The 23,400-nt window shown below is 50.1% G+C and carries 18 protein-coding genes, 2 tRNA genes and 2 pseudogenes; 5 read left to right on the forward strand and 17 right to left on the reverse strand.

Annotated elements, in window-relative coordinates; all coding sequences use genetic code 11:
• Nucleotides 1-257: 257 nt before the first annotated feature.
• Together otsA and otsB are read right to left on the reverse strand one after the other, a co-directional pair.
• On the reverse strand, nucleotides 258-1,682 hold the full coding sequence (gene otsA, locus AB3G37_RS07955; RefSeq protein ID WP_369790255.1) for an alpha,alpha-trehalose-phosphate synthase: 1,425 nt from the start codon (nucleotides 1,680-1,682) through the stop codon (nucleotides 258-260).
• A complete protein-coding gene (otsB, locus tag AB3G37_RS07960; protein WP_369790256.1) occupies nucleotides 1,679-2,479 on the reverse strand; it encodes a trehalose-phosphatase in 801 nt (266 codons plus the stop codon). The genes otsA and otsB overlap by 4 nt, the downstream gene beginning before the upstream one ends.
• Before the next feature lie 587 nt (nucleotides 2,480-3,066).
• On the opposite strand from otsB, the gene AB3G37_RS07965 reads away from it, so the two are divergent.
• Complete coding sequence (locus tag AB3G37_RS07965; protein WP_369790257.1) at nucleotides 3,067-4,752, forward strand: thiamine pyrophosphate-binding protein; 1,686 nt, start codon at nucleotides 3,067-3,069, stop codon at nucleotides 4,750-4,752.
• A 176-nt stretch (nucleotides 4,753-4,928) separates the two neighbouring features.
• Here AB3G37_RS07965 and AB3G37_RS07970 read toward each other — a convergent pair.
• From AB3G37_RS07970 to AB3G37_RS07990, 5 genes and pseudogenes are all read right to left on the reverse strand, one after another.
• A pseudogene (locus AB3G37_RS07970) lies at nucleotides 4,929-5,858 on the reverse strand (TolC family protein); the annotation flags it as partial.
• A 332-nt stretch (nucleotides 5,859-6,190) separates the two neighbouring features.
• Nucleotides 6,191-6,673 carry a DUF2778 domain-containing protein gene (locus AB3G37_RS07975; protein ID WP_369790258.1) on the reverse strand — a complete coding sequence of 161 codons (483 nt, stop codon included), beginning with the start codon at nucleotides 6,671-6,673 and terminating at the stop codon, nucleotides 6,191-6,193.
• A gap of 223 nt (nucleotides 6,674-6,896) precedes the next feature.
• Nucleotides 6,897-6,983 carry a hypothetical protein gene (locus AB3G37_RS07980; RefSeq protein ID WP_369790915.1) on the reverse strand — a complete coding sequence of 29 codons (87 nt, stop codon included), beginning with the start codon at nucleotides 6,981-6,983 and terminating at the stop codon, nucleotides 6,897-6,899.
• Between the two features lie 88 nt (nucleotides 6,984-7,071).
• Nucleotides 7,072-7,743, reverse strand: a pseudogene (locus AB3G37_RS07985) (tyrosine-type recombinase/integrase); the annotation flags it as partial.
• Between the two features lie 184 nt (nucleotides 7,744-7,927).
• Nucleotides 7,928-8,003: transfer RNA gene (locus tag AB3G37_RS07990), tRNA-Asn, on the reverse strand.
• Between the two features lie 287 nt (nucleotides 8,004-8,290).
• Here AB3G37_RS07990 and AB3G37_RS07995 point away from each other — a divergent pair.
• The gene (locus AB3G37_RS07995; RefSeq protein WP_369790259.1) at nucleotides 8,291-9,694 is read left to right on the forward strand and encodes an amidohydrolase family protein; all 1,404 of its coding nucleotides are present in this window, start codon (nucleotides 8,291-8,293) and stop codon (nucleotides 9,692-9,694) included.
• 301 nt (nucleotides 9,695-9,995) lie between these two features.
• Here the strand turns inward: AB3G37_RS07995 and AB3G37_RS08000 are convergent, their stop codons facing one another.
• From AB3G37_RS08000 to AB3G37_RS08010, 3 genes are all read right to left on the reverse strand, one after another.
• Entirely contained in the window at nucleotides 9,996-11,303 is a 1,308-nt protein-coding gene (locus AB3G37_RS08000) for a hypothetical protein (protein ID WP_369790260.1), read from the reverse strand.
• A gap of 356 nt (nucleotides 11,304-11,659) precedes the next feature.
• Nucleotides 11,660-11,735: transfer RNA gene (locus tag AB3G37_RS08005), tRNA-Asn, on the reverse strand.
• 181 nt (nucleotides 11,736-11,916) lie between these two features.
• Nucleotides 11,917-13,125, reverse strand: coding sequence for an aminotransferase class I/II-fold pyridoxal phosphate-dependent enzyme (locus tag AB3G37_RS08010; RefSeq protein WP_369790261.1), 1,209 nt, complete (start codon nucleotides 13,123-13,125; stop codon nucleotides 11,917-11,919).
• A 193-nt stretch (nucleotides 13,126-13,318) separates the two neighbouring features.
• On the opposite strand from AB3G37_RS08010, the gene AB3G37_RS08015 reads away from it, so the two are divergent.
• A complete protein-coding gene (locus AB3G37_RS08015; protein ID WP_369790262.1) occupies nucleotides 13,319-14,515 on the forward strand; it encodes a gamma-glutamyl-gamma-aminobutyrate hydrolase family protein in 1,197 nt (398 codons plus the stop codon).
• Between the two features lie 43 nt (nucleotides 14,516-14,558).
• On the opposite strand, the gene AB3G37_RS08020 is transcribed toward AB3G37_RS08015, so the two are convergent.
• From AB3G37_RS08020 to AB3G37_RS08050, 7 genes are all read right to left on the reverse strand, one after another.
• Complete coding sequence (locus AB3G37_RS08020) at nucleotides 14,559-15,479, reverse strand: dihydrodipicolinate synthase family protein (RefSeq protein ID WP_369790263.1); 921 nt, start codon at nucleotides 15,477-15,479, stop codon at nucleotides 14,559-14,561.
• Nucleotides 15,480-15,509: 30 nt separating this feature from the next.
• Nucleotides 15,510-16,694, reverse strand: a complete 1,185-nt coding sequence (locus AB3G37_RS08025) for a M24 family metallopeptidase (protein ID WP_369790264.1) — start codon at nucleotides 16,692-16,694, stop codon at nucleotides 15,510-15,512.
• Between the two features lie 34 nt (nucleotides 16,695-16,728).
• A complete protein-coding gene (locus AB3G37_RS08030) occupies nucleotides 16,729-17,826 on the reverse strand; it encodes a mandelate racemase/muconate lactonizing enzyme family protein (protein WP_369790265.1) in 1,098 nt (365 codons plus the stop codon).
• Nucleotides 17,827-17,830: 4 nt separating this feature from the next.
• Nucleotides 17,831-18,997 carry a M20 family metallopeptidase gene (locus AB3G37_RS08035; protein ID WP_369790266.1) on the reverse strand — a complete coding sequence of 389 codons (1,167 nt, stop codon included), beginning with the start codon at nucleotides 18,995-18,997 and terminating at the stop codon, nucleotides 17,831-17,833.
• Between the two features lie 44 nt (nucleotides 18,998-19,041).
• On the reverse strand, nucleotides 19,042-19,785 hold the full coding sequence (locus AB3G37_RS08040; RefSeq protein ID WP_009637248.1) for an amino acid ABC transporter ATP-binding protein: 744 nt from the start codon (nucleotides 19,783-19,785) through the stop codon (nucleotides 19,042-19,044).
• Between the two features lie 10 nt (nucleotides 19,786-19,795).
• The gene (locus AB3G37_RS08045) at nucleotides 19,796-20,509 is read right to left on the reverse strand and encodes an amino acid ABC transporter permease (protein ID WP_009637247.1); all 714 of its coding nucleotides are present in this window, start codon (nucleotides 20,507-20,509) and stop codon (nucleotides 19,796-19,798) included.
• Nucleotides 20,510-20,602: 93 nt separating this feature from the next.
• On the reverse strand, nucleotides 20,603-21,370 hold the full coding sequence (locus tag AB3G37_RS08050; RefSeq protein ID WP_369790916.1) for an ABC transporter substrate-binding protein: 768 nt from the start codon (nucleotides 21,368-21,370) through the stop codon (nucleotides 20,603-20,605).
• Between the two features lie 239 nt (nucleotides 21,371-21,609).
• Here AB3G37_RS08050 and AB3G37_RS08055 point away from each other — a divergent pair, with 239 nt between their 5' ends.
• A complete protein-coding gene (locus AB3G37_RS08055) occupies nucleotides 21,610-22,521 on the forward strand; it encodes a GntR family transcriptional regulator (RefSeq protein ID WP_369790267.1) in 912 nt (303 codons plus the stop codon).
• Nucleotides 22,521-23,306: an SDR family oxidoreductase gene (locus AB3G37_RS08060; protein ID WP_009637244.1), complete on the forward strand. Its 786-nt coding sequence runs from the start codon at nucleotides 22,521-22,523 to the stop codon at nucleotides 23,304-23,306. Before AB3G37_RS08055 ends, AB3G37_RS08060 begins: the two co-directional genes overlap by 1 nt.
• Nucleotides 23,307-23,400 lie beyond the last annotated feature (94 nt).

Genomic DNA, 23,400 nt, shown 5'->3' on the forward strand with positions numbered 1-23,400 from the left:
CGTCCAAATTTACGGGATGCATCCCGTGCTTATCTTTAATAAGTGTAGACATTCGCCTGCTTATCAACCGTAAAAGCGTGCGCTTCATCACATTTCCATGGAGCACGAATGGTCCAGAAATCCATAACATATTCATTACGCTGCTAAAAAAAGACACTAACGGTTGGGGCAAACACCTAAATTTGAGGTGATTTGTTTGAAACTATTTATGAACAGCCCCGATCTGGGGCTGATTAGGTAAGAAAACGGTCATCAGGTCAGGAAGCGGCGTGCTCCGCTACCGCGCCATGGCCGCTGTTACGAACCGGGATGGCCTGTAAATCTTCGACATATCTTTTACTCCACTGCGCGATATCATTCTTGCGCAGTAGCTCCATCATCTCGTTGTAGCGCGAAATACGTTCTTCCAACGGCATATTCAATGCCTGATGCAACGCTGCGGCCACTTCGTCACGGTCGTAAGGATTGACGATAAGCGCGGCGGTCATCTCGTTAGCGGCACCGGCGAAGCGTGAGAGCACCAGCACGCCGGGATCTTCAGGATTCTGCGCCGCAACGTACTCTTTGGCAACCAGGTTCATACCGTCGCGCAGGGGCGTCACCAGGCCGACATCAGTAAGTCTGAACAATTTCATCAACAGGCGGCGATCAAAATGCTGGTTAAGATAGAACAGAGGCGTGCTGTGCAATGAACCGTATTTTCCGTTAATGCGGCCAACCTCCATCTCCAACTGATGACGAAGGTCCTGATAAGCAAGAACATCGCCGCGCGAGGTGGGCGCAATCTGCGAATAACGCACGTTGCCTCGATGCTGCGGAAAGTTTTCCAATAAAGCCTCAAAAGCCAGGAAACGTTCCGGCAGGCCCTTGGTATAATCCAGACGCTCGCATGAAATAATATTTTGCACGTCGCCGAGATCTTTTTTCATTGCGGCCATTTTCGGCGGCAACGGGCCTTCGGCCATCTCTTTTATGCTGTCCGGTGAAATACCAATCGGGTAGACCTCGGTTTTAAAGGTATTGCCGTAGGCGCGATGCGTTTTCTCGTCGATTTCCTCCAACAGATCTTGTTGCTTGAGATTATCAACGAAAGCCATGCGATCGGCCTCGGTCTGGAATCCCAGCAGGTCGTATTCGCACATCATTTTCAGCAGTTCCTGATGCGTCGGCAACGAATTGAATATTTCAGGCGTTGGGAAAGGAATGTGCAGGAAGAAACCGATGCGATTATTAACGCCAATTTTTCGTAACGCGGCGGCAAATGGCAGCAAGTGGTAATCGTGGATCCACAATACGTCATCTTCTTTGATCAGCGGTTTTAAGCGCTTGGCCAGCAAGTCGTTCACCTGACAGTAAACTTCCCAGGCTTCACGCTGGAAATCCACCAGGTCGATTCGATAGTGGAAAGCCGGCCACAGAACGGCATTGGAAAACTGACAGTAATAAAGGTCGTAATCGTTTTGATTCAACGGCATCGAGGCGTAAGTGATCCCATCGTGCTCGACTACGCTTAATTCATCGTCTTCTTCGCCAGATATTTCGCTTATCTCTCCGTTCCAGCCAAACCATAGTCCACCGGTGGTTTTCAACGCATCCAGAACGCCGACGGCCAATCCGCCCGCGCTGGCTTTTGAATTATCAGGAATTGCTATTCGGTTAGAAACTACCACTAAACGACTCATAACCTTGACCCCTTACCTGCATTATCTTGTTTTAATTGTAATAGTGTTTTTTCCAGCCAGTCGTAAACGTCCGTAACCTGACTTAGGTGATATCGGGCATGGCCTGCGCCATCACCGACCTTGACTGAAATTCCCTGCACGGCATTTACCGCGAGAAATCCTTTCTCGTCTGTCAGGTCATCGCCGACAAAAACCGGTATTCTTCCCGCGAACGGGGCGTGCTGCATAAAGGTCTCGATAGCTGCGCCTTTATCGATGCCTTGCGGTTTAATTTCTACCACACATTTGCCAGGCTGTAGCGCCAGTTCAGGGAAACGAGCCACCGCCGTTTCGGCAAGTTCCAGCACCTGCTGCTGATACTCCATGGCCTGACGATAGTGGAGGGCAAAGGCCATACCTTTGGCTTCGAGCAGGGTGCCGGGCAGGGTAGACATTTTTTCTTCAAGCATTTTTTGCAACGGCTGCGCCACATCTTCAGGCAGCTGGACCCGATGAACATTGCCACCGGCATCACGAAGTTCAGCGCCGTGGACGCCGGCCATCGGTAAAGTGAGTGGGGCCGCGAGCTGGTCGAGCTGAGTAATAGGGCGGCCAGATACTAACGCCACCGCTCCGCCACAGATGGCTGAAAGCGACTGCAAGTTGGCGCGTACTGTTTCGGGGATGGTCACGGCGTCCGGATTTTGCTGTATTTCGGCCAAGGTGCCGTCAACGTCGAAAAAGAAGGCGTACTGATGGCTGGCCTGAAAAGAAGGAGGCGGTAAATCTGTTGAATTCTCTGTCACTACGGTACTCAAAATAATTCTCCTGTCTGCTTCTGCCTTTGATAGGGAAAACATGCACAGTTCGAAATGAATAGGCATGTGGCGTTAAGGCAGGATCTAACGAATTAATTTCACTTAACTCGTAAAAGGTGCGCTTTACTCTGAACTTTTAACAACATAAATTTTTAACGACATAAAATTTTAGCAACATAAACTTTTAACAACATAAACTTCTAACTGCATCGAAAGTTATTAATGCCACGACGGTAAGATTTATGACTTGAAATCAATGAACAAGAACATGATAAATCTTAATAGCGACTATTAGTTTATAGGGCTCTACCCTTGAGTGTAGTCGCTGGTCGCCATTTTTTCCAAGAAACCAGGCTTTCCAGTACCTGAGAGGGTTGCTGTGCGCTCACGAATGCTGCCACCCAGGCAGATACAGAATAATAGTATTTTTGACCTTATTTTCCCTTCGTGAAGAAAAATCATCATCTAAAATAAAATTACATAATTAAATAAATAATCAATGGCTAATAATCCTATTTTTCCGGCTACATTTTAATTGCCTCTTTATTAACCTGGACTGGCTTAATTAATCATTGGAGTTCAATACCGTGACTGTCATTAAATCTTCAGCATTAAATAATCGCCGTGGGGCAGATGTTCTGTTGGAAACTCTGCACAGTGAAGGTGTCGAATATATCTTCGGCAACCCCGGTACCACAGAACTTCCACTGATGGATGCTTTGTTACGCCATCCGACGTTGAAATACATCCTCGCCTTGCAGGAAGCCAGCGCAGTGGCGATGGCTGACGGTTATGCCCAGGCCTCCGGCAAGCCGGGATTTCTGAATTTACACACTGCCGGTGGGCTGGGACACGGCATGGGCAACCTGCTCAATGCCAAAGTTTCACAGACGCCATTGATAGTGACGGCGGGTCAGCAAGATACCCGCCACTCAATAAGCGATCCGCTTTTATATGACGACTTGGTCAGCATTGCGTCACCGGCGGTGAAATGGGCTCAGGATATCTCTAACGCTTCCCAGTTGCCGGTTTTGCTGCGCCGCGCCTTTCATGATTGTAATGCTGCACCAAGCGGGCCGGTATTTCTCTCCTTGCCGATGGACATCATGGATCAGCTGAGTGACGTCAGCATTGGCGAGCGTTCAGAGATTGATCGCCGGGCAGTTGGAGGCTCCTTGCCGCGATTGGCCGAGGTTCTGGCGCAGTGCACGCCGGGCAAATTAGCGATTATTGCCGGTGATGAAATTCATACCAGCCGTGCGACAGAGCAAACCATCAAGGTGGCAGAACTGTTGAGCGCGCACGTTTATGGCTCTTCCTGGCCATCACGGATCCCATATCCGACCTCACACGCTCTGTGGCGCGGCAATATGCCGACAACGGCGACCGGCATCGCCGAAATTCTCGATAACTACGAGGCGATTTTTGCCCTCGGCGGCAAATCGCTAATCACCATTCTGTACAGTGAAGGACCGGCGGTACCCGATACTTGCGCGGTTTACCAGCTCTCGGCGGATGTCAATGACCTGGGCCGTTCTTATGCGACCAAGCTATCCATCGTCGGGGATATCAAGGCCTCACTTAATGCCTTTTTGCCGCTGCTGGAGCAGGCAACGGCGGCGAAGCGTGAAAGATATCAAGCGTTGCTGGCTCAGGCGAGTGACCAGCGGAAATTTGCCCGCGAGCAGTTGGAGAAAATCGTCGCCGAAAAATTCAGCCTGCCGGTGATAGCGCCGATTGTTGCTGCCCACGAGGTGGTAAGGGCGATTGGCCCCGACGTGACTATCGTCGATGAAGCACTTTGCGTGTCGCCGCTGATGCGCAAATTCCTTACCAGTCATAATTCCGGGCATTACGCTTTTATGCGTGGCGGTGCATTGGGCTGGGGGATGCCAGCGGCAATTGGTTATTCGCTCGGGTTAGGCAAACAGCCAGTGGTATGTCTGGTCGGCGACGGCGCGGCAATGTACTCGCCGCAGGCGATGTGGACCGCTGCCCATGAGAATCTGCCCATTACCTACGTAGTCATGAACAATCAGGAATACAACATCCTGAAGAACTTTATGCGCGGCCAGGCGCATTATTCCTCTGCACAAACCAGCACGTTTATCGCCATGGACATTGTTAATCCCAAAGTTGACTATTTGGCGCTGGCGCAGTCGATGGGGTTGCCGGGGCAACAGATTCGTCGTGCTCAGGATATTGCACCGGCCATCGAGGCGGCGATTGCCAGCGGCATGCCGAATCTGATTGAGGTCATTGTCAGCGCGTGACAGGCAGCACTTTGGCCACTCGCGGCTGAGTGGAGACATGCGCTGATGCCAAACCGGCAACTTCTATGAGGATTGAAAGATGCCAAGCTTTTGACTAACAGGATAGCGACTGACCTATGACCAGCGTGAGCAGGAAGTAGCCTCTTTTTTGTGATCTCTCAGTACGGGCATCACTTTTATGGCGTGTTTGGTAAAGTTCCTGACGGCTGCCAGCCACCTCCAAGCGCCTTAAATTTGGCAACAGCTGCGCGCGCCGATTCTGTCTGTGCTTGCGCCCTTGCATCAGAAACCTGCAACAAGGTTTCGTCGTTATGCAGGACATCAATCAGGTTGGCTGTTCCTTGCTGATAGGCAATAAAAGTAGATTGGCGGGCGCTAGCCAAAGCAGTTTCACCTACGGTAAGCGTTGCCGTCTGTATTTCGCGATTGAAAAGGGCAGAAAACGCGTTTTCAACATCTTCAGTGGCTTGTAATACTGACAGGCGATAAACGGCAAGCGCCTCTGCTTGCTGACCTTTTGCCTGATCAATTTGGGCATTGATACGGCCAAAGTCGAAGAGCCGCCAGCGTAGTCCCAGAACGCCAGCCGACTGGTTGGCACCACTGGAGAAGAGATTGCCGCTCGAAACAGCCGTAGCGCTGCCAAGCAATGCACTGAGTGAAAACTTCGGATAATACTCACTGATGGCCACACCGATGCGTGCATTTGAGGCTGCGAGACGGCGCTCGGCGACAATAATATCGGGTCTACGCCGGAGCAGATCGGCAGGCGTTCCCTTTGAGGTCATCTGCGGTACTTGAGGGATGCTGGCCGGCAAAGCCAACTGAGCACGATGGGTACCAGGAGGAGTGCCAAGCATAACGTCCAAGGCATTCATCGCGGTATCAAGTCCTGTCTTGATAATCGGCACGGTTGCCTGAAACTGTGACAATTCCCCTTCGCTCTGACGGACTAGATACTCGGGAGCCAGCCCTTTGCTTTGGAGTAGCTGCACTTTTTCCAGCAGCGCCTGCTGTGTTGTGACTTGTTTTTGTGCAATCGCCAGCCGACTTTGTAATCCACGTACAGTGATATAAATATCAGCAGTTTTGGCTGCCACGGCAAGCACTACAATCTGGTAATACTGCCATAACTGCTAGGGTCTTACTTTTTTCCATTACTGGCCTCCATGCCACTAAAACCTTCAATTTCAGTATTACACTCTATGTCTCTTAAATCGCACGATCAATATAGAAATCACAAGACTAATAACCAACGCCGCCAGAAACGTGAAATCGACTAACAAGTCTAATGAGTCTTCTATACCTGAGCTGTTGAACCAATTGCCAAGTGTTGAGGCGAAATTAGGTACGAAAAGTCTTATAAACCAGCCAATCGCAAGGTTCATCAAAACTAACAGCACCAAAAATCCAATTAAGCGTTTGCTCCATTTTTTCATCATTTTACCTCTACGGTTCCGTATGCTTTGAGGGTTGAACCAGGAATGCTAATCATGCTTGTCCGTAGCAGCTGGTTATGTAAGTTTTCAAAGTCAGAACTGCGTTTGAGAGTGATACATCCTTCGCTTAACTTCATTGGCCCTATAGGGTGCAGACGAAAATTGCCGCGTTTGACTCCATCAATAAAAGTCCAATCATCAATTGTTTCATCTGCACGATACAATGCAAACCATTCTGAGCGGTCCGTGCCATAAACATGCTTAAGAAAAAATTGTCGTATGGCAGCCAACTGGCCTCCAGATTGGCGACCAACGATAAAATATTTCCCCTTGGGAATTGGGCCGATATTTACGACAGAGGTAAGATTGGGATTATCACGTCCCTGTTTTTGGCCAGAGAAAGCCGGAAAGCTGCCTATGCCATAACACTGCAACAATGACTCCGGTTGACTATTTAGGCTGAAGGTACATGTTATCGCCATGAGATATCTCTAACAAATCATCCTAAAATAACAAAAACATTAGTTTAGCAGGAAAGGAAATGTGCAAGGTATCTTAGCCCCTTATAACTTGTAGGTCAGCCCAATAGTTTGAGATAGGGATTTTTCTTAATCGATTTTTTATTGATGAACACCAAAAAAGATTATATTAAGTTTGGTGTCTATTTTTCTGAAGACGGGCTGTTAATAGATGAAAATTTAATATCTACTTGTTTTTAAGACGTATTCTTCGCTTTATTAATTTACCTTGCATATCAAAATACCTATTCGGCCATATTTCACAGGCCTGCACTCCTATTGCTTCTGCAATAAGAAGTTCACCTTTTGGCCATGTCCACAGATTTCACTCTTGGTGTTATATCCCATTAAACGTAGCGCCTTTCCCGTCCCTGCTGATAATCGTTAATGCGAGTCAAAAGTTCAGGCAATCGTTCGAGTGGCAGAGCAGGGTAATGGCGTTTTAGGGGAGGGGCGGTTACACCGTCGAGATTGTTAGCGGGATTATTTTCAATCAGCTCCTGATGTACGGCATCACACATGATGCTACAAAGGTGCTGCCGAGTTCGGGACGCGACTTCTAGCAGGCCTTTCTTCTCAATTCCTTTAAGTAATTCTATGAAATGACGGGACTTGAGTTCTGTTACCGGCAGATTGCCAATGATTGGAAAAATATGATTGTTCAAGCTGGCAAGTAGACGGTCGGCAGTATTTTGTGACCATTTTTTGTTATTTGCATGCCAGTTAATGGCAACGAATTTAAAAGTTTTTTTAGGACAGTGAATGTTTTTTTCTACGAGTCGTTGTTGGGCCGGATTGATATTTTGCGTAAGCAATCGTCGAATATCATCACGCTGTTGACGAGCATTAGCGAGAGAGATGAGAGGGTAGGCACCTAAGCCAAGGCGAGATTCTTTATTATTGATGCGATATTTGAGATACCAAAGTCAGGAACCGCCTGGATTGATTAAAAGGTATAGACCGAGGGGATCGGAAACTTTGAAGGGTTTGTCAGAAGGCTTGAGACTGCGGATTTTAGTATCGTTCAGAGACATTTGGTGGTCACTCCATAATCGAACCGAAATGACCCCACATCAGACCACCAATTTATCCCGATGCAGAGGGATAATTGAAGATAGGCCGAGAAGAGTGAATAACCGACGAAGGCGCGTGCAGCAAGGGTAAAGCTCGGAAAGCAAAAAGCCCACGCAAGTTTCCTTGTGTGGGCTTCTCTAAATGTGGCTCCCCTGACTGGACTTGAACCAGTGACATACGGATTAACAGTCCGCCGTTCTACCGACTGAACTACAGAGGAATCGTTTGAACGGGGCGAATATTAATAGCAGTCGCTTTGCATGTCAAAGAGTTATACCAAATTAAGTTTTATTTGCTGGTAAAATAGTCAAATCATTGATATTTAGACCAAATGTGTTTGCAAAATCGCCATCTATCAAATGATCAAGTTTCTAAATTGATGATGATCTCTATCCCAGAGTCTTTCATTCTGCTATCAGACGCTACCCGCATTGATTTGCCTGATCCCGCAAACACTACCATAGTTATCAACTGGTTTAACGAATCCCACGGATTAAGGAGAGGGTCATGTCTTATTGCTCCGGCCTCGATCGGCGAACGTTACTCAAACTTGGTGCTGCTTTGGGCGCAGGCATAGCGATGAATGCCAGGGCGGGCAATAGTTCTGATTTATTACCGGGCAAGACCTCTACAGCGCTGTTGATTCGTCATGCCAACGTGATCACCATGGACCCTAAGCTAGGGAATATTTCTGACGGCGATGTTTTGCTACGCGATGGGACGATCGTTTCCATCGGTAAAAATATTGCCGCTGAAGGCGCAACAGTGCTCGATGGCGCAGGAATGATCCTGATCCCTGGTTTGGTCGATGCCCACTGGCATATGTGGAACAGCTTTTTGCGAAACAGCTCGCCATCCCCGCAGGGGGACACTTTCTTTAAGTCACAACTAAAAACCAGTGCGCATTTTACTCCCGCACTCTCCGCGTTAGGTGTGCGGTTAGGATTGGCAGAAGCTGCAGACGCGGGTATCACTACGGTCAATAACTGGGCGCACAATATTCGCAATCCGGCGTTTGCAGATGCAGAACTTCAGGCGCTGCAATCTAGCGGATTGCGGGCCCGTTTTTGGTATGGCTATCCGCAAGAGCTCGCGGCTACTGCGCCGATGGATTTTAAAGATATCGAACGCGTGCAGCAGCAACTGATGGCTGCAGGTCCCCGTCGCGTTAGCCTTGGATTGGCGATTCGAGGTCCTGAACGTACTGGACCTAAAATCTGGCAGCAGGAATTTGCATTTGTAAAACAGCATAATTTGCCGATATCAACGCACATCGCTGTGACTCAGGAGATGCAAAAGAAAAAAGCCATTCAGCAGCTAGTAGATAAAGATCTGCTTAACCCCTCGGTGCAATTGGTTCACGCCACTCATGCCGACGAAAAAGATATTTTGTCCATTAAAAAAAGCGGTGCTTCAGTATGTTTTACGCCATTGAGTGAGATGCGTGTCGGTTATGGCCTCGCGCCGGTTGCGGCAATGCATCAGGCTAAAATACCGTTAAGTTTGGGTATCGACACTCTGGTGCTAAGCGGCAACGCCAATCCGTTTATGGTAATGCAAACAGCGTTGAATCTGGCGACCGGAAGCAGCGGCAATGAACTGGCATTAACCGCTCGGGATGTATTGTATTGGGCAACGCAGGGCGGGGCGAATGCGATGGGATTAGGCGAGCAAATCGGTTCGATTACTGTTGGCAAACGAGCCGATGTAGTGCTGATCGATGCCCGCCGACTTGGCCTGCTGCCGATGATTGATCCAGTGGCAGCTGTAGTTCAGTCCGTAACGCCTGCTGATATTGATACGGTAATCGCCGATGGGCGGATCATTAAAAAAGGCGGCAAACTGCAGGATATTGATGTCCCAATGTTAGCAAAAGAGGCGGCTCAGGGGGCGAGGGCGGTTTTAGGCTAAAGACAATGATTATGTCTTTCATCGTAATGCCATTTTTATCACCGTGGTTTTCTAAAACCCGTTGTGCGAGAAGCCCTTTATTTGTTTAAGCAGCGATATAACCCCCTCGTGCAGCGGAAAAATTATAACCATCCCAATTATTATAATGCTTGTTAGAATTCAGAGTTTTTTCCTGAATTCTAATATTATTGTCTAGCACAGTTGCGGTGTATTTCCCAAGAGTGGTTATAACCCTTGCTGGAAAGCTCCGGCCATAGTTTTTTCACTAACACCATCTAACTTTATAACGAGGCTTTATTATTTAAAAAGAATCTCTGCGTTTTACGCTGCCAAAAGCGCTCCAGCTCTTACCATCACTCAGTAGCTCTTCGTTTATTTTATTTCCTCTTGAATCATTAAATCTTTGTTTTAACTTATCACTCTTGCTCAGATGGCCAAAAATTTCAGCATTATTTTCGAAACTATATTCTTTTGGCTGATGTGTTAGAGTCACAGTACGATCCATGCCACAACGAAGAGCTCCAGGGCCTGTTGCTGCTACAGTAATCCCGACTCTTGCATAGTTAAACAATGTCCCCCCAACCCGCTTTTGAGAGTAATTAAAACGCTTTTCATTATTAATAGCTTTTGTCAGTAACTCAAATGATTCTTCCTGTGTTATTTCCATAAGCTCAGGCAAGTAATCAAAATAAGTAGCGCAGCTTTGGAAAGCGCTATATATTATTTCTGGAAGAGGATGCCAATTCCCCTGGTAGGTTGAGTTAATATGTTCAAAGATTTTTTGGAATGTTTTATGGTGAGGTGTTGCTGCAAGAACATTATTATTTATTGTTGGAGTATAGTCGGGTTTTTCTTCTAGATTAATAAGTATTCCACTTGGGCTTTTAAGCTGGCCGATGGATCTCTTTGTAGCAACATCACAATCTATGCCTAATCCACCATACGCTTCCAATACGGCATATTGCGCGATGTCTTTTGCAGCAGCCAGGTTTTTCCCGGCACCGGCCATTTCTTGTCTGAAAAATTTATATAAAAGCTTCTTTTCATTGGGATCAAAATCCCATTTTTCGAAAAATCCATCTATATTGCTAAACGTAATTTTTTTGAATAATGCAGGACTGAGTTCATTATCTAATAAAGTTTTTCTTATAATTTTTTCCGACTCCTTGTTTGTCCAAAGGTAGACCTTGTGACCTGGGTTCTTTTCGACAAAATCTATGATATTTGATAGCGCGCCTTGGATGTCTATTGAGTATTTTCGCTCTGATGGAGTGCTGTCGAATAAAAATTTATCACCTCTATTATTTCGCGTATGAATATTCCAAGCAAGATCTGTTGGTGTTGTGACCGTCGGTGATAAATACAGATGAAAGTGTGCGAGCTGGGGGATAGTTTTGCTTGTTTCCGGACTTGTTGGTGGAATGCATTGCAGCGCACTCATTGGCCGTCCTGCAAGGGAGGGGGCGGGAAAATTATCCTCTTTCTGAACAACAGAAGTCGGAGTTTTCGAGCTCATAGAGATCTTATCAATAGTTGGAAAGCGTTTATTATGTTGACTTGCTTTACGAATTTCATAAAGTTTATTTTGATGAGCGAGTATTTTCAGCATAGATAGGCTTTCTCGAATAAAGTTTTTAATGTGATTTAAATATTAATAAATATATAAACCTAATTATAAATTACTTTTAATATTTTACTGCCATTATTATAACCGATCGGAATATCAGTGTCTTTAGAATCCCTGACATTGCAGTCTGCTTTTAGATGAGAATTATTATTACGTTCCAGTAGGTCATTGTATTATCAAACCAATTTGACCTCAATTTACCCCCATTTATCCCGACTCGGTGGAATGATTGAAGATAGGCCGAAAGAGTGAGTAACCGACGAAGGCGGGTGCAGCAAGGGCAAAGCTCGGAAAGCAAAAAGCCCGCGCAAGTTTCCTTGTGCGGGCTTCTCTAAATTTGGCTCCCCTGACTGGACTTGAACCAGTGACATACGGATTAACAGTCCGCCGTTCTACCGACTGAACTACAGAGGAATCGTGTGAACGGGGCGAATAATAGCGACTGCCGCTGTGCATGTCAAAGGGCAACTGCAAAATTGTGCGCGACTGCTGCTAGTTTGCTCAAGTTGTTGAGAATTGAGCCAAAACCACCCCTCTTTCACCTTTTTAAGCTAATCATGCCTATGTTTGCCAATTAAACTCGCCACTAGATTTTTTATTTCAATGCCGAACAGGCCTTAATCATTCTTTCACAGGCTTCGTTCAGTCGGTTGTCGTCAATTGCGTAGGCAATGCGCAGGTACGACGATGCGCCAAAGGCTGAGCCTTGCAGGGTTGCAACGTGGGCGGCATCAAGCAGGTATTCAACAAAGTCGACGTCGTTTTCAATGACTGAGCCAGCTGGCGTGGTCTTTCCCAACATCCCGGAACAGTTGGCAAAGACATAAAACGCGCCAGGGGGAAGGTCGGCACTGAGTCCGTCGATGCTGTTGATACAGGCCATGATTTTCTGGCGACGCGTATCGAGAATTTCACGCCACTCGGCAAGAAACCCGTTGTCCTGCTCCAGTGCAGCAACCGTAGCGGCCTGCGAGATTGAGCTAGGATTCGAGGTGCTTTGCGATTGCAGGATCTGCATGGCAGAAATCAGCCACTCGGGGCCTCCGGCATAACCAATACGCCAGCCGGTCATCGAATAACCTTTAGATACCCCGTTGACTGTCAAAATTCGGTCAAACAGCCTGGGTTCAATTTGTGCCAAAGTAACGAACTTTGCCGGAGCGTGGCAAATGTGCTCGTAAATATCGTCAGCCATAATCAGTACGTGCGGTGCTTCGAGCAGGACGTCAGCCAGAGCGCGCAACTCATCGGCACTGTAAACGGCACCGGTAGGGTTGTTAGGCGAGTTAAGGATTAGCCAGCGAGTTTGTGGAGTGATGGCTGCGGCAAGGTCGGCAGGCTGCAATTTCCAGCCGTGTTCTTCCACGCAGGCAACAATGCGCGATTCGCCGTCCGCCAGTGAAACCATATCCGGATATGAAACCCAATAAGGCGCGGGAATAATTACTTCATTTCCACTCGAAACCGTCGCTAAAAAAGCATTGAAAATAAGTTGCTTAGCTCCGCTTCCGGCAATAATTTCTGTTACTTTATAACAAAGGTGGTTTTCTTTCGAAAATTTATTGATAATGGCGTTCTTTAACGTACTAGTACCCGAGACCGCCGTGTATTTTGTGTCTCCTTGTACAATGGCGTCGATACCTGCCTGCTTAATATGGTCAGGGGTGTCAAAGTCTAACTCTCCTTCGCCGAGATTAATGACATCAACCCCTGCATCAGATAGTGCACGGACTCGATCGGAAATAACCGCCGTTGGTGAAGGACGTACACGTCGCAATCTTGGCGCAGTAAGTTCAGCTGACATCTTTTACCCTTTTATAATATTTAATCAAAAATTGTATTATCTGTATCAAATAAACCAATTTAAATTATCATGGCTTATACCGTATTGCTCATAGTTTCTTCAGAACTTGCTGAGGTTTTTCTCAGAGTTGCGGCAGAGGTTTCATAGAAAACCGCTGTTAAATTAATAAGTTACCATCAGGTTAAATAAATATATGGCTTTGACTTTTGTTGCCCACAACACCCCTGAGCCAGCACTTTACGGCGCAATGGCCTCGGTAATCTCTGCACAATACGGGACAGAATTAGCCCATCTGTCCCAGAGTTGGGATACGTCTCGCTACGCTGATGCCTGCCAGCATGTCACCGCAGAAGGAAATCTAGTTTCCAGCGGACTGCTATGGCATGAGCGCCTCAATCAAAAATCCCCAGGAAAAGCCTGGAATCTCGCTGAATTACTCAGCGCGCACGGCAATCGAGACTGGGTCATTCCGCTAGGCCCCTCAGGATTGGCAAACTTTGCTCAATTAGTGGCCGAGGCTCGTTATCACTCGATAGAACACCGGCTTCTTGAGGTTGTTGGCAACCAAAAGGGATTCCAGTTCAGCCATAATGGCAGTCTCGATACGACACAAACTGCATGGCGGCGCGATAGTTATGGCCGACTGACTTCCGCTGCCAATCTTTCGATTCCATTCACTTCCCGTCGACTCAAAATTGCCCTGATTGGCACTTATCAGGACCAGCTGCAAAGTTATCCGGCCACGTTAGCCGCGATTGGCGATGCTGCCGAAGCTCTGGGATTGAGCGTTGAAACAGTCTTTATTCCCCCTCGATCTTCTGAAATTCTTCTGCATAATCTGATGCCGGACATTGACGGCGTGATTTTGCCCGGCGGTTCAGATATGCAAAACGTTGCCGGACAAATTCGCGTTGCCCATTATTGTCTTCGTCAGCAAATTCCGACTCTGGGCCTGTGTTTGGGCATGCAAACCATGGCCACTGCGGTTATTCAGCAGATGACCGGCAGCCTGTTTGCCAATCTTGCCGAAGCCGATCCTCATGCGGCGATAAAAACCTTTGTGCTGCTGGCTGAAACGCCAGGGCATCCGCAACATCGACTGGGCGATGACGTGATGACATTGCGCAACGGCTCAAGGATGGCCGCGGTGTTGGGCGACAAAACTACCTTGCGCTACAACCACCGTTTTCAGCTCAATCCACTGTTTATTGACGATCTGGAAGCTTACGGCCTGGCCGTCTCGGGGACAGACCCAAGCGGTTCAATTGCCGACGCCATCGAATACGCGGCGCACCCGTTTTACCTCGGCGTGCAGGGCCATCCTGAGCTGACTTCAACGGCGCAACAACCGCATCCGCTGATAGCTGCTTTCTTGCAGGCCGCTGGCTAAAGCTGAAAAAGGCCCCCTTAATTAACCGGGGCCTTAGCTTTGATTACTTGAGCGTCACACCCGTTCTGCTATCTGCGGCCAGGCGCAGCAACTCAGCTTTCACTTCTTCAATCTCTGGACCAACAAGATCGATTAACGGTGAGCGCACGTGATGGCCATCAAATCCGCGCAGGTTCATCGCTGCCTTGACGACTTGAGGTTGTCCAAGACGGCGTGCCAGCGCGCGATACGGATACCAAAGCTGATGGAGTTCACGAGCCGTGTTGGCATCACCTTTTTCCAAAGCACGATAGGTCGCGAGAATAATCTCTGGCAGCGCGCCGCTATTGGTGGTGCTGATACCGTCAAAGCCACACATCATCGGGCCAAGGAAAGCCAAGTCCGAGGCACAGAACAGACGCAGGCGACCGCCAAGCCGATTGGCAATCTGATCGATAGCCGTCGGGTTCAGGTCGCCCTGTTTAATGCCGACCACGCCTTCAATATCAGCCAATTCTTCAAGAACCGTCGGGGGAAGGGTAATGCCGATGCCCGGCGCGTTGTAAACCAGAATGCCGGTGCGTGACAGTGGGGCCATCTTTTTGAAAAAACTGACGATTTGTGCGTTGGTGACTTCGGAAACAAACGGCGGGGTGACCATTGGCAGACCGCCGAGATCGCCAGCCAACTGAGTCAGTTCACTGACGACGCGAGCATCGGAACCGGCGCTGCACAGCATTACCGGTACACGATCGCCAACCACATCCATGACTTTGCGGAACATCGTGGCGCGTTCTTCGGTGGTCATGGTCGGGAATTCACCGTAGGTGCCGCCGATCAGGATGCCGTCGTAGCCCAGCTCAATGACGCGCTCGATATTGCGCGCCAGTCCGGCAAAATCGAATTCGCCATTGGCAGTGAAGGGAGTCACGGTAATATTGAAAATACCGCGTAAGCGCGCCTGACTTTCATAGATATCTTTCATCGATCTTTTCCTTGCTGAATCTGAACGTAATTAAAGTAAAACCAGTGGGCGTTCCACGGAGCCTAAAACCCGATAGCCGGTCTCGGTAACCACGATGGTTTCACTGACACCAACGGTGAATTCGCCGTAAATGCGCAGGGCTGGCGGAATGTGGAAAGTCATGCCCGGCTGTAATTCTGTAGTAATGCCGCTGTACAGGCTGAGGATCGCGCCTTCGCCCCAGTCCGGTGCGAATGAAACACCAATGGAATATCCGGTGCGTTTCTTGAAGTTATCGGTATAACCCGCGCGGTCGATGACTTTCTGGCAGGCGATGTGCGGGGCTTCGCAGGTCGCGCCCGGGCGAATTGCGTCAAGCGCTGCCTGCAAGGCTTCCTGACAGGTTTTTTCCATTTCCAGCGCGACAGCAGGAGGTTTACCCAACCAGGCAGAACGCATCAGCGCGGCGTGATAACGGTCGTGAGTGGCAGCCATTTCCAGGAAAATCGGGTCACCGTCGAGAATTTTGCGACGACGCCAGGTACCGTGCGGTACACCGGTACGCGGGCCGGAAGAAACCAGCGGTTCCATGCCCATATATTCTGAACCCGCGGCAATCGCGGCGCCCATCATTGCGGCAACCAGATCGTTTTCTGTCGCTCCGGCGGCAATGGCGTTGCGGCCGGCCAGCATGCCTGCATCGACATAGCGTGCGGCATGAGCCATCTTTTCCAGCTCGGCGGCAGATTTTACTGCGCGGAGCTGTTCAATCACTCCCGCTGCATCGTGAATAGTTCCCAGCTCGGCCTGTAGCGCTTCATAAACGGCAATCGGCAAGAACCAACCGCGTTTGTCGATGCCGATGCGTTTTTGGGTCCAGCCGCGGTTTTTCAGCACGTCGAGCAAGAAGTTAACCGGATTATCGCCATCGGTATAAATCGCGGCGTCGCGAATAAAGGTGTTAGAGATAAAGTTGAAATACTCCAACTGACGGATTACAAAGACGGGATCGCCTTCAACCGGCAGGACCAAAGTCTGGAAGGTGTAATAACCGGGAGTTTGCTGGCCAGTTAGATAGAAAATGTTTTCCGGGCTGGTGATCACCATCAGATCCAGCCCAGCCTGGGTCAACAGCTGCCGTGCGCGCTCGATACGCAGCTTGTATTCAGTCTCTGCAAAGGCGGATTCAGCCCCTGGGACAACCCGGCCTAGATCGGGCAATGCTGGTTTTTGCATAATTACGCCTCACTCTCAGAATAAAATCAGGTTTTTAAGAAGAAAAAGTTTGGATAAGCTCGGCCTGAGCTGGATCGAATTCGATACCCAGGCCCGGTAATTCGCTGCTGCTGACTAAACCCTGGCAATAAGTCAGCCCCGTCACCGGGTCATTGCCAAGGCCGTCTGCGCCATACAGTTCGGCGTGGGCCGGTTGGCAGGCATGGGCCACGTGCAATGCTGCTGCGGTGGCCGCCGCGCCTTCGTTCATCTGGCCAATCATAAAGGGAACCCCCGCCGCGTTGAGTCGCTGCGCTGCGCGGATGGCCGGAGCAATCCCGCCCATTTTCACCAGCTTTATATGCGCCCAGACTTTGCCCTGCATTGCCAGAATGCGTTGCAGATCGGCCTCTGAACTCATGCTCTCGTCGAGCATTAACGGAATAGGGCTGTTAGCGGCCAGCGTGGGATAAAAGTGCGCGTTGGCGTCAGAAACAGGCTGTTCGATGTAGCTCAACTCAAATTTCTGTAACGCCAGCAAATTGCTGCGCGCCTGCTCCGGTTGCCATTGGCCGTTGGCATCGGCAGAAAGATCAACTTCACTGCCAAAACGCCGCCGCAGGGCGGTCAGGCGATCAATATCATCGTCAATTGAACCAATACCGACGCGCAGTTTGAGATGATTAAAGCCGCGCTCCATATATGCCGTGGCCTGACCCAACATTTGCTCTTGAGAAGACCAAAACAGTGTCTGATTGGTGGCATAGCAAATCGGCTGCGGGAAATCAGAACCAATCAGCCGGGCGACGCTGATACCGTTTTGACGAGCAATCAAGTCGTGCAATGCCATGTCCAGCAACATGCGGGTCGGGGCCAGGCTGCTGGCCAGCAGGTTTTCCAGCGATAACAGCAAATCACCGGGTGACTGTTGCCAGTCCACTGCGCGCAGGGTTCTTATCACATCGCCGAGTACCCGTTCAGCGCTGTAACCGTTGAGATAGGCAATGTTGATGCGCACCTCTCCGAGACCGGAAACGGCTTTATCTTCCAGCAATAAATACAGTTCTTCGAGCATGGCGATGCTGCCCGATGACGCGGTATAAAGTTGCAGATGGGGATAGCGCAGCTCGGCGCGATACAGCGTGGCTTTCACTGGCCTATCCTCGCGTGAGCATTTTCAGGGCGACATCACGATAGATCTCACCGGCGGCAATAAACTCATCGAGCGGCACAAATTCATCGGGCTTGTGGGCGACCGACAGTGACCCGGGGCCGATAACAATGCCTTTGGTGCCGAGGCTACGGAAATGAACGAGATCACAGCCGCCCTGGAAGCCAAACGGGCCGGGTTCTTCGAGCCCCTGTGCGCGGCAGGCATCAAGTCCTGCCTGCACAATAGCCTCATCGACAGCGGTCTCGGTGGCTCCACCGGTGGTGGGTTTGAAGGTGATAATTTCACTGCGCACGCCAAATTTTTCATGGGCGAGGGCCAGTAAATCGCGTAGTTCCTGTTTGACTTGTTCTTCGTCTTCTCCCGGCACCATGCGGCGGTCAAGCAGCAGTTCGCAGCTGTCTGGCAGCACGTTATCCGCGTGCCCGCCTGAAATACGGGTCACCGTCAGACTGGCCGAACCGACTAGCGGATGGCAGCGGCAGCGCACACTCTGTTCATGCTGTTGTTCAACTAATCCCAGTAGCTGAGCGGCGCGGAAGATCGCGTTTTCCCCCAATTCAGGTGTTCCCGAGTGGGCTGTTACGCCGTGGACGCGCACCAGCGGTCGGAGGCTGCCTTTATGTGCTGAATAAGTGGTGTTGGAAGTGGGTTCGCCAATTACCGCAAAGTCGATTTTTGCCGGAGCCTCGCGCACGTAAAATTTAGCCCCTTCGCTGGCCACTTCTTCATCGGCAACAAAGATGCCCATTAGCGTACCCGACCAGCTTTGTGGGTTGCTGGCCAGCATGCGCATGGCTTCAATCATGGCAACCAGCGGGCCTTTGGCATCACAGGAACCGCGGCCAAACAGCTTGCCGTCGCGTTCGGTGAGAGTGAAAGGATCTTGACTCCAGCCACTGCCCGCAGGTACGACATCAATATGCGTATTGAAGGCAAAACAAGGGCCTGCACCGTTTTCTAGTCGCGCAATCACATTGGTGCGGCCGGGTTCATATTCACTGAGGGTCAGGTCAAAGCCTGCCTGTTGCAGCCAGACGCTGATGAGCTCAGCGGCCTCGCGTTCGCGGCCCGGCGGGTTTTCAGTGTTAATCGCCACCAGTGCGGCGAGGTCACGTTTCATTCTGCTGATATCTGGCGATGATGTGGTCATCGACGTCTCCTAAGGTGGCCCTGGTGAGGCACAGTAAAATTAACTCAGTGTAAAATCTGATCGAGGAAGCGTTGGGCTCTTTGGCTGACTTCTCCCCCGAAGAATTTTTCGCCAGTGGCGTGCTCGATAATTTCGCCGTTTTCCATAAATACAATGTGATTGGCGGCGCGGCGGGCAAAGCCCATCTCGTGAGTTACCACAATACTGGTCATGCCTTCTGCACTAAGATCAGCCATGACATCAATAACTTCGCGGATCATTTCCGGGTCCAGCGCCGAGGTCGGCTCATCAAACAGCATTAGCTTGGGTTTCATTGCCAATGCGCGTGCAATGGCGACGCGCTGCTGTTGGCCGCCGGAAAGTTCATCGGGAAAACTGTCGGCCTTGTCGGGAATACGCACTTTTCCCAACAGTTCGAGCGCCTGCGCTTCAGCTTCGGCACGACTTACGCCGAGCACGGTCATCGGCGCTAGCATGATGTTTTGGGCAGCGGTCAGATGCGAAAATAGCTCATAGTTCTGAAACACCATGCCGATTTCCTGGCGCAGGCGATGAGGCTCGACGTTTGATTTGGTAATCTCGGCCTCGCGGAAAAAAATGCTGCCGCCTTCTATAGACTCAAGCAGGTTTACGCAGCGTAGCAGGGTAGATTTGCCCGAGCCTGAAGGCCCGATAAGCACCACGGTCTCACCCTGTTTTACGCTGAGGGAACAGTTTTTTAATACGTGCTGATTGCCGAAATGCTTATCGACACCGATGATCTCCAGCAGAGGTTTTTCATTTTTCATCGAATTACCCTTAGTTGGATGAGCTGCTGCGCAGCAGGCGTTCGGTTAATGACAGCGCCGGTTTTTTGCGCTTTTTCGGGTCCAGCGCGCGTTCCAGCCAGGCTTGACCAATCATGAAAACGGTGGTGAGTGCCAGATAGTAAATTCCCGCGGCGCACAGGGCCTCAAAGTAGCGGAAACTGGCGCTGGCGGTCTGGTTGGCTATCAGTAAAAGTTCCTGAACCGCAATCACTGATACCAGTGCGCTGGATTTCAGCATGCTTATCATCTGATTACCCATTGGCGGTAAAACGATGCGCGCCGCCTGAGGCAGAACAATCTTGCGCATAATCTGACCCTGGGTCATACCCAGCGCCATGCCGGCGGTGCGTTGCCCGCTTCTCACTGCCTGTAAGCCTGAGCGCAGGATCTCGGCCATATATGCCCCTTCATTTAACGACAGCGCCATCACTGCACAGGTAAAGGCAGAAAATCGCAGTCCGAAGCTAGGCAAAACGTTGTAGACAAAGATGATTTGAAACAGCACCGGTGTGCCGCGAAACAGCCATAAATAGAAGAAAGCCAAAATAGGGCCTGCTCGAAAGCGGGATTCCTGCAACAGAGCCAGTACTAAACCCATGATAATGCCGAAAAACAGTGAGCATACTGTGATCAGCAGAGTCATTACTGCGCCCTGAAAGAACGCCGGTGACAATAGGTACTGCCAGACCAGATCAAGCGACATGATTTTTCCTCGATGTCAGGGAGCAAAACCTGCAAAACGTTTGGCAGGTTTTGCGTTGCTGCAATAAATACAAAATCCAAAGCGAACGACGTTTTAGAAAATCGAAACCGAGGCCGGGAACTGCCATTTTTTGATTAACTTTTGATAGCTGCCGTCTGCAACCATGTCTTTCAGGCCGGCTTCCAGCAGCGCTTTCATTTCACTGTCGCCCTTGCGCACGGCGAAGCCGATATGAGTGTCAGCCTCAAACTCTGGACCCGTGGTTTCAAAGGTATCGCCTTTTTCGCTCAACAGCGCCACGGCGCCGGGAGTGGACAGATATTCGGCATCGGCACGTTTTTGCGCGACGGCCACTGCTGAATCGGTCGCAGCCGGGAAGGTCAGCACGTTGAGGCTGGATTTTTTGGCGTCTACGCATTTTTGGTTATCGGCGCGGGCCTGGCTTTCCTCGATTCCGCCAAGGGTCACCGCGATAGTCTTGCCGCAAAGCGACAGGTCGCGACCGGTGATTTTCTCAGGGTTGCCCTTGGCGACGATCACTCGGCTGCCAATTTTCAGATAAGGCACGAAATCTACCTGTTGGGCGCGAGTAGGGTTGATGTACATCGCGGAGTTGATGACATCCAGACGTTTGCCCTGCAAGGCCGGGATCAGCCCTTTAAACTCCATCGACATTGGGGTCGGTTTAAGAGACAGCTTTTTCGACAATGCGGTGATCAAATCGATATCAAAGCCGGTGAGATTGCCATCTTTGGTAAATTCGAAAGGCATAAACGTAGCTGCCGTGCCGTAGGTAAGTTCACCTTTACTCACCATTGCCGGGGCTGCCGCCTGACTCAGAAGTGGGAAACTCAGGCACATCGCGGCCAGAGATAGGGCGGTATATCGACGCAAAAAAGATCTTTTCAGCATGACAGGCTCCATTTTCTCACGAGCAGGATTGCTCTTTGTGTATCATTAAATACAATTAAAATCGTGAGTCAAGGCTCTTTTATGGTGCATTAATGCACGATTTAGGGGCTTATTGTTCAGGCTTCACCATTTATGAACACTGTGATATTGTATATTAATCGCATTAAATACTTTAGGTGCCTGCTTTTATGACACAAACAGCGACCGCCAGTGGAAGGCGTTTGGCCAACCAGATCCTTGACCTTATTCGTGAAGCAAAATTTGAGCCAGGACACCATTTGCGTGAGCAACAGCTGGCTGATTTGGCTGGGGTATCCCGCACGCCGGTGCGTGGAGCACTCAAGTTACTCAGTGAGCTGGGCATTATCGAAGCCCGCCGTAATCAGGGCTTTTTCCTGCTCAAAGCGTATGACGAGTTACAGCGGATCAGCATTGATGTGCCAACCAGCAGCGACCAGGAGCTTTACGAGCAACTGGTGAAAGACCGCATTGCCGGCAAACTGCCTGATTCTTTAACTCAGATTGAAATTGCCCAACGCTATGACGCCGATCGCGGGGTGATGTCTCGCACACTGTTGCGGCTTTCGGAAGACGGCCTGATCGCCCGTAACAAAGGGCACGGCTGGTCGTTCCTGCCGACTCTGAACAGTGAGGTCGCGCTGAGCAATGGTTACGGGTTTCGCCTGATGATCGAGCCGGGCGGGTTGGTATCTCCCAGTTTCCGTGCCGATAAAAGTGCGCTCAAGAGACTGCGTTTACAGCATATCTACCTGATTAATCACCCGGATATTCTCGGCGTTGATGGTCGACAGATTTTCGAAACCGATGCCACGTTCCACGAAATGCTCGCCGAGTTCAGCGGCAATATCTTTGTACTTCAGGCGATACAGCAGCAAAACCGGCTGCGTCGCCTGCTGGAATTTGGCTCTTATACCAACAAGCAGCGGGTGCGGGAATGGTGTCAGGAACACGTTGCCATTATTGATGCGGTGCTTGAAGAACGCATGGCGGAGGCTGCCGAAATGATGCGCAGTCACCTGCAGTCCGCTTATCAAATGGTGTTGAATAAAGTCAGCAAATCAAACGACAGAGGTATGTGATGGATTTTGGAATTACAGGACGCGTGGCGCTGGTAAGTGGCGCGGGCGGTGGATTAGGGCGCGCAATGGCGCTGTCGCTGGCAGCCGAGGGCGCAGTGATTGCCGTTTGTGGCCGCACCGAGGCGGCATTGATTGAAACTGCCGATATGATCAAGGCGCAGGGTGGCAAGGCCAAGGCTTTTGTGATGGACCTTACCCAGCCTGAAAAATTTGATGAAGTGCTGGCCGGTATTCACCAGTATCTGGGGCCGATTGGCATTCTGGTCAATAACTCCGGTGGGCCGCCGCCGTCAAAAGCCAGCGGCGTAGCGCCTGAGACCTGGGCTAAACAGTTTTCAACAATGGTAACTTCACTGATTGAATTGACTGACAAAGTCCTGCCGGATATGCGCAGTCTGGGCTGGGGCCGCATCATCACCAGCACTTCCTCTGGCGTGGTCACTCCAATCCCGAATCTCGGAATGTCGAACACTCTGCGCATGGCGCTGGTGGGTTGGTCAAAAACGCTGGCCAGTGAAGTCGCAAGCGAAGGCATTACCGTCAACGTTATTCTGCCGGGCAGGATTTCCACCAAACGTCTGGGCCAGCTCGATGAAGCTCGGGCAGGGCGCGAAGGCATTTCGGTTGCAGACGTGGCGCGCAAGAGTGCTGCGACTATCCCTGTCGGGCGATATGGTGAGCCAGAAGAATACGGTGCGGTAGCGGCATTTCTAGCCAGCCGTCAGGCGTCATACATGACCGGCTCGGTTATCCGCGTTGATGGCGGCATGATCCCTTCAATCTAAATACTCCCCGCTTTATCACTGCCGGATTCAGTACATCCGGCAGCTTTTGCCTAAGACCCATAAGTTTGCATTATGTTGGTGCACAACGCCTGTT

Source organism: Rouxiella sp. WC2420 (genome assembly GCF_041200025.1).
Classification (GTDB): Bacteria; Pseudomonadota; Gammaproteobacteria; order Enterobacterales; family Enterobacteriaceae; genus Rouxiella.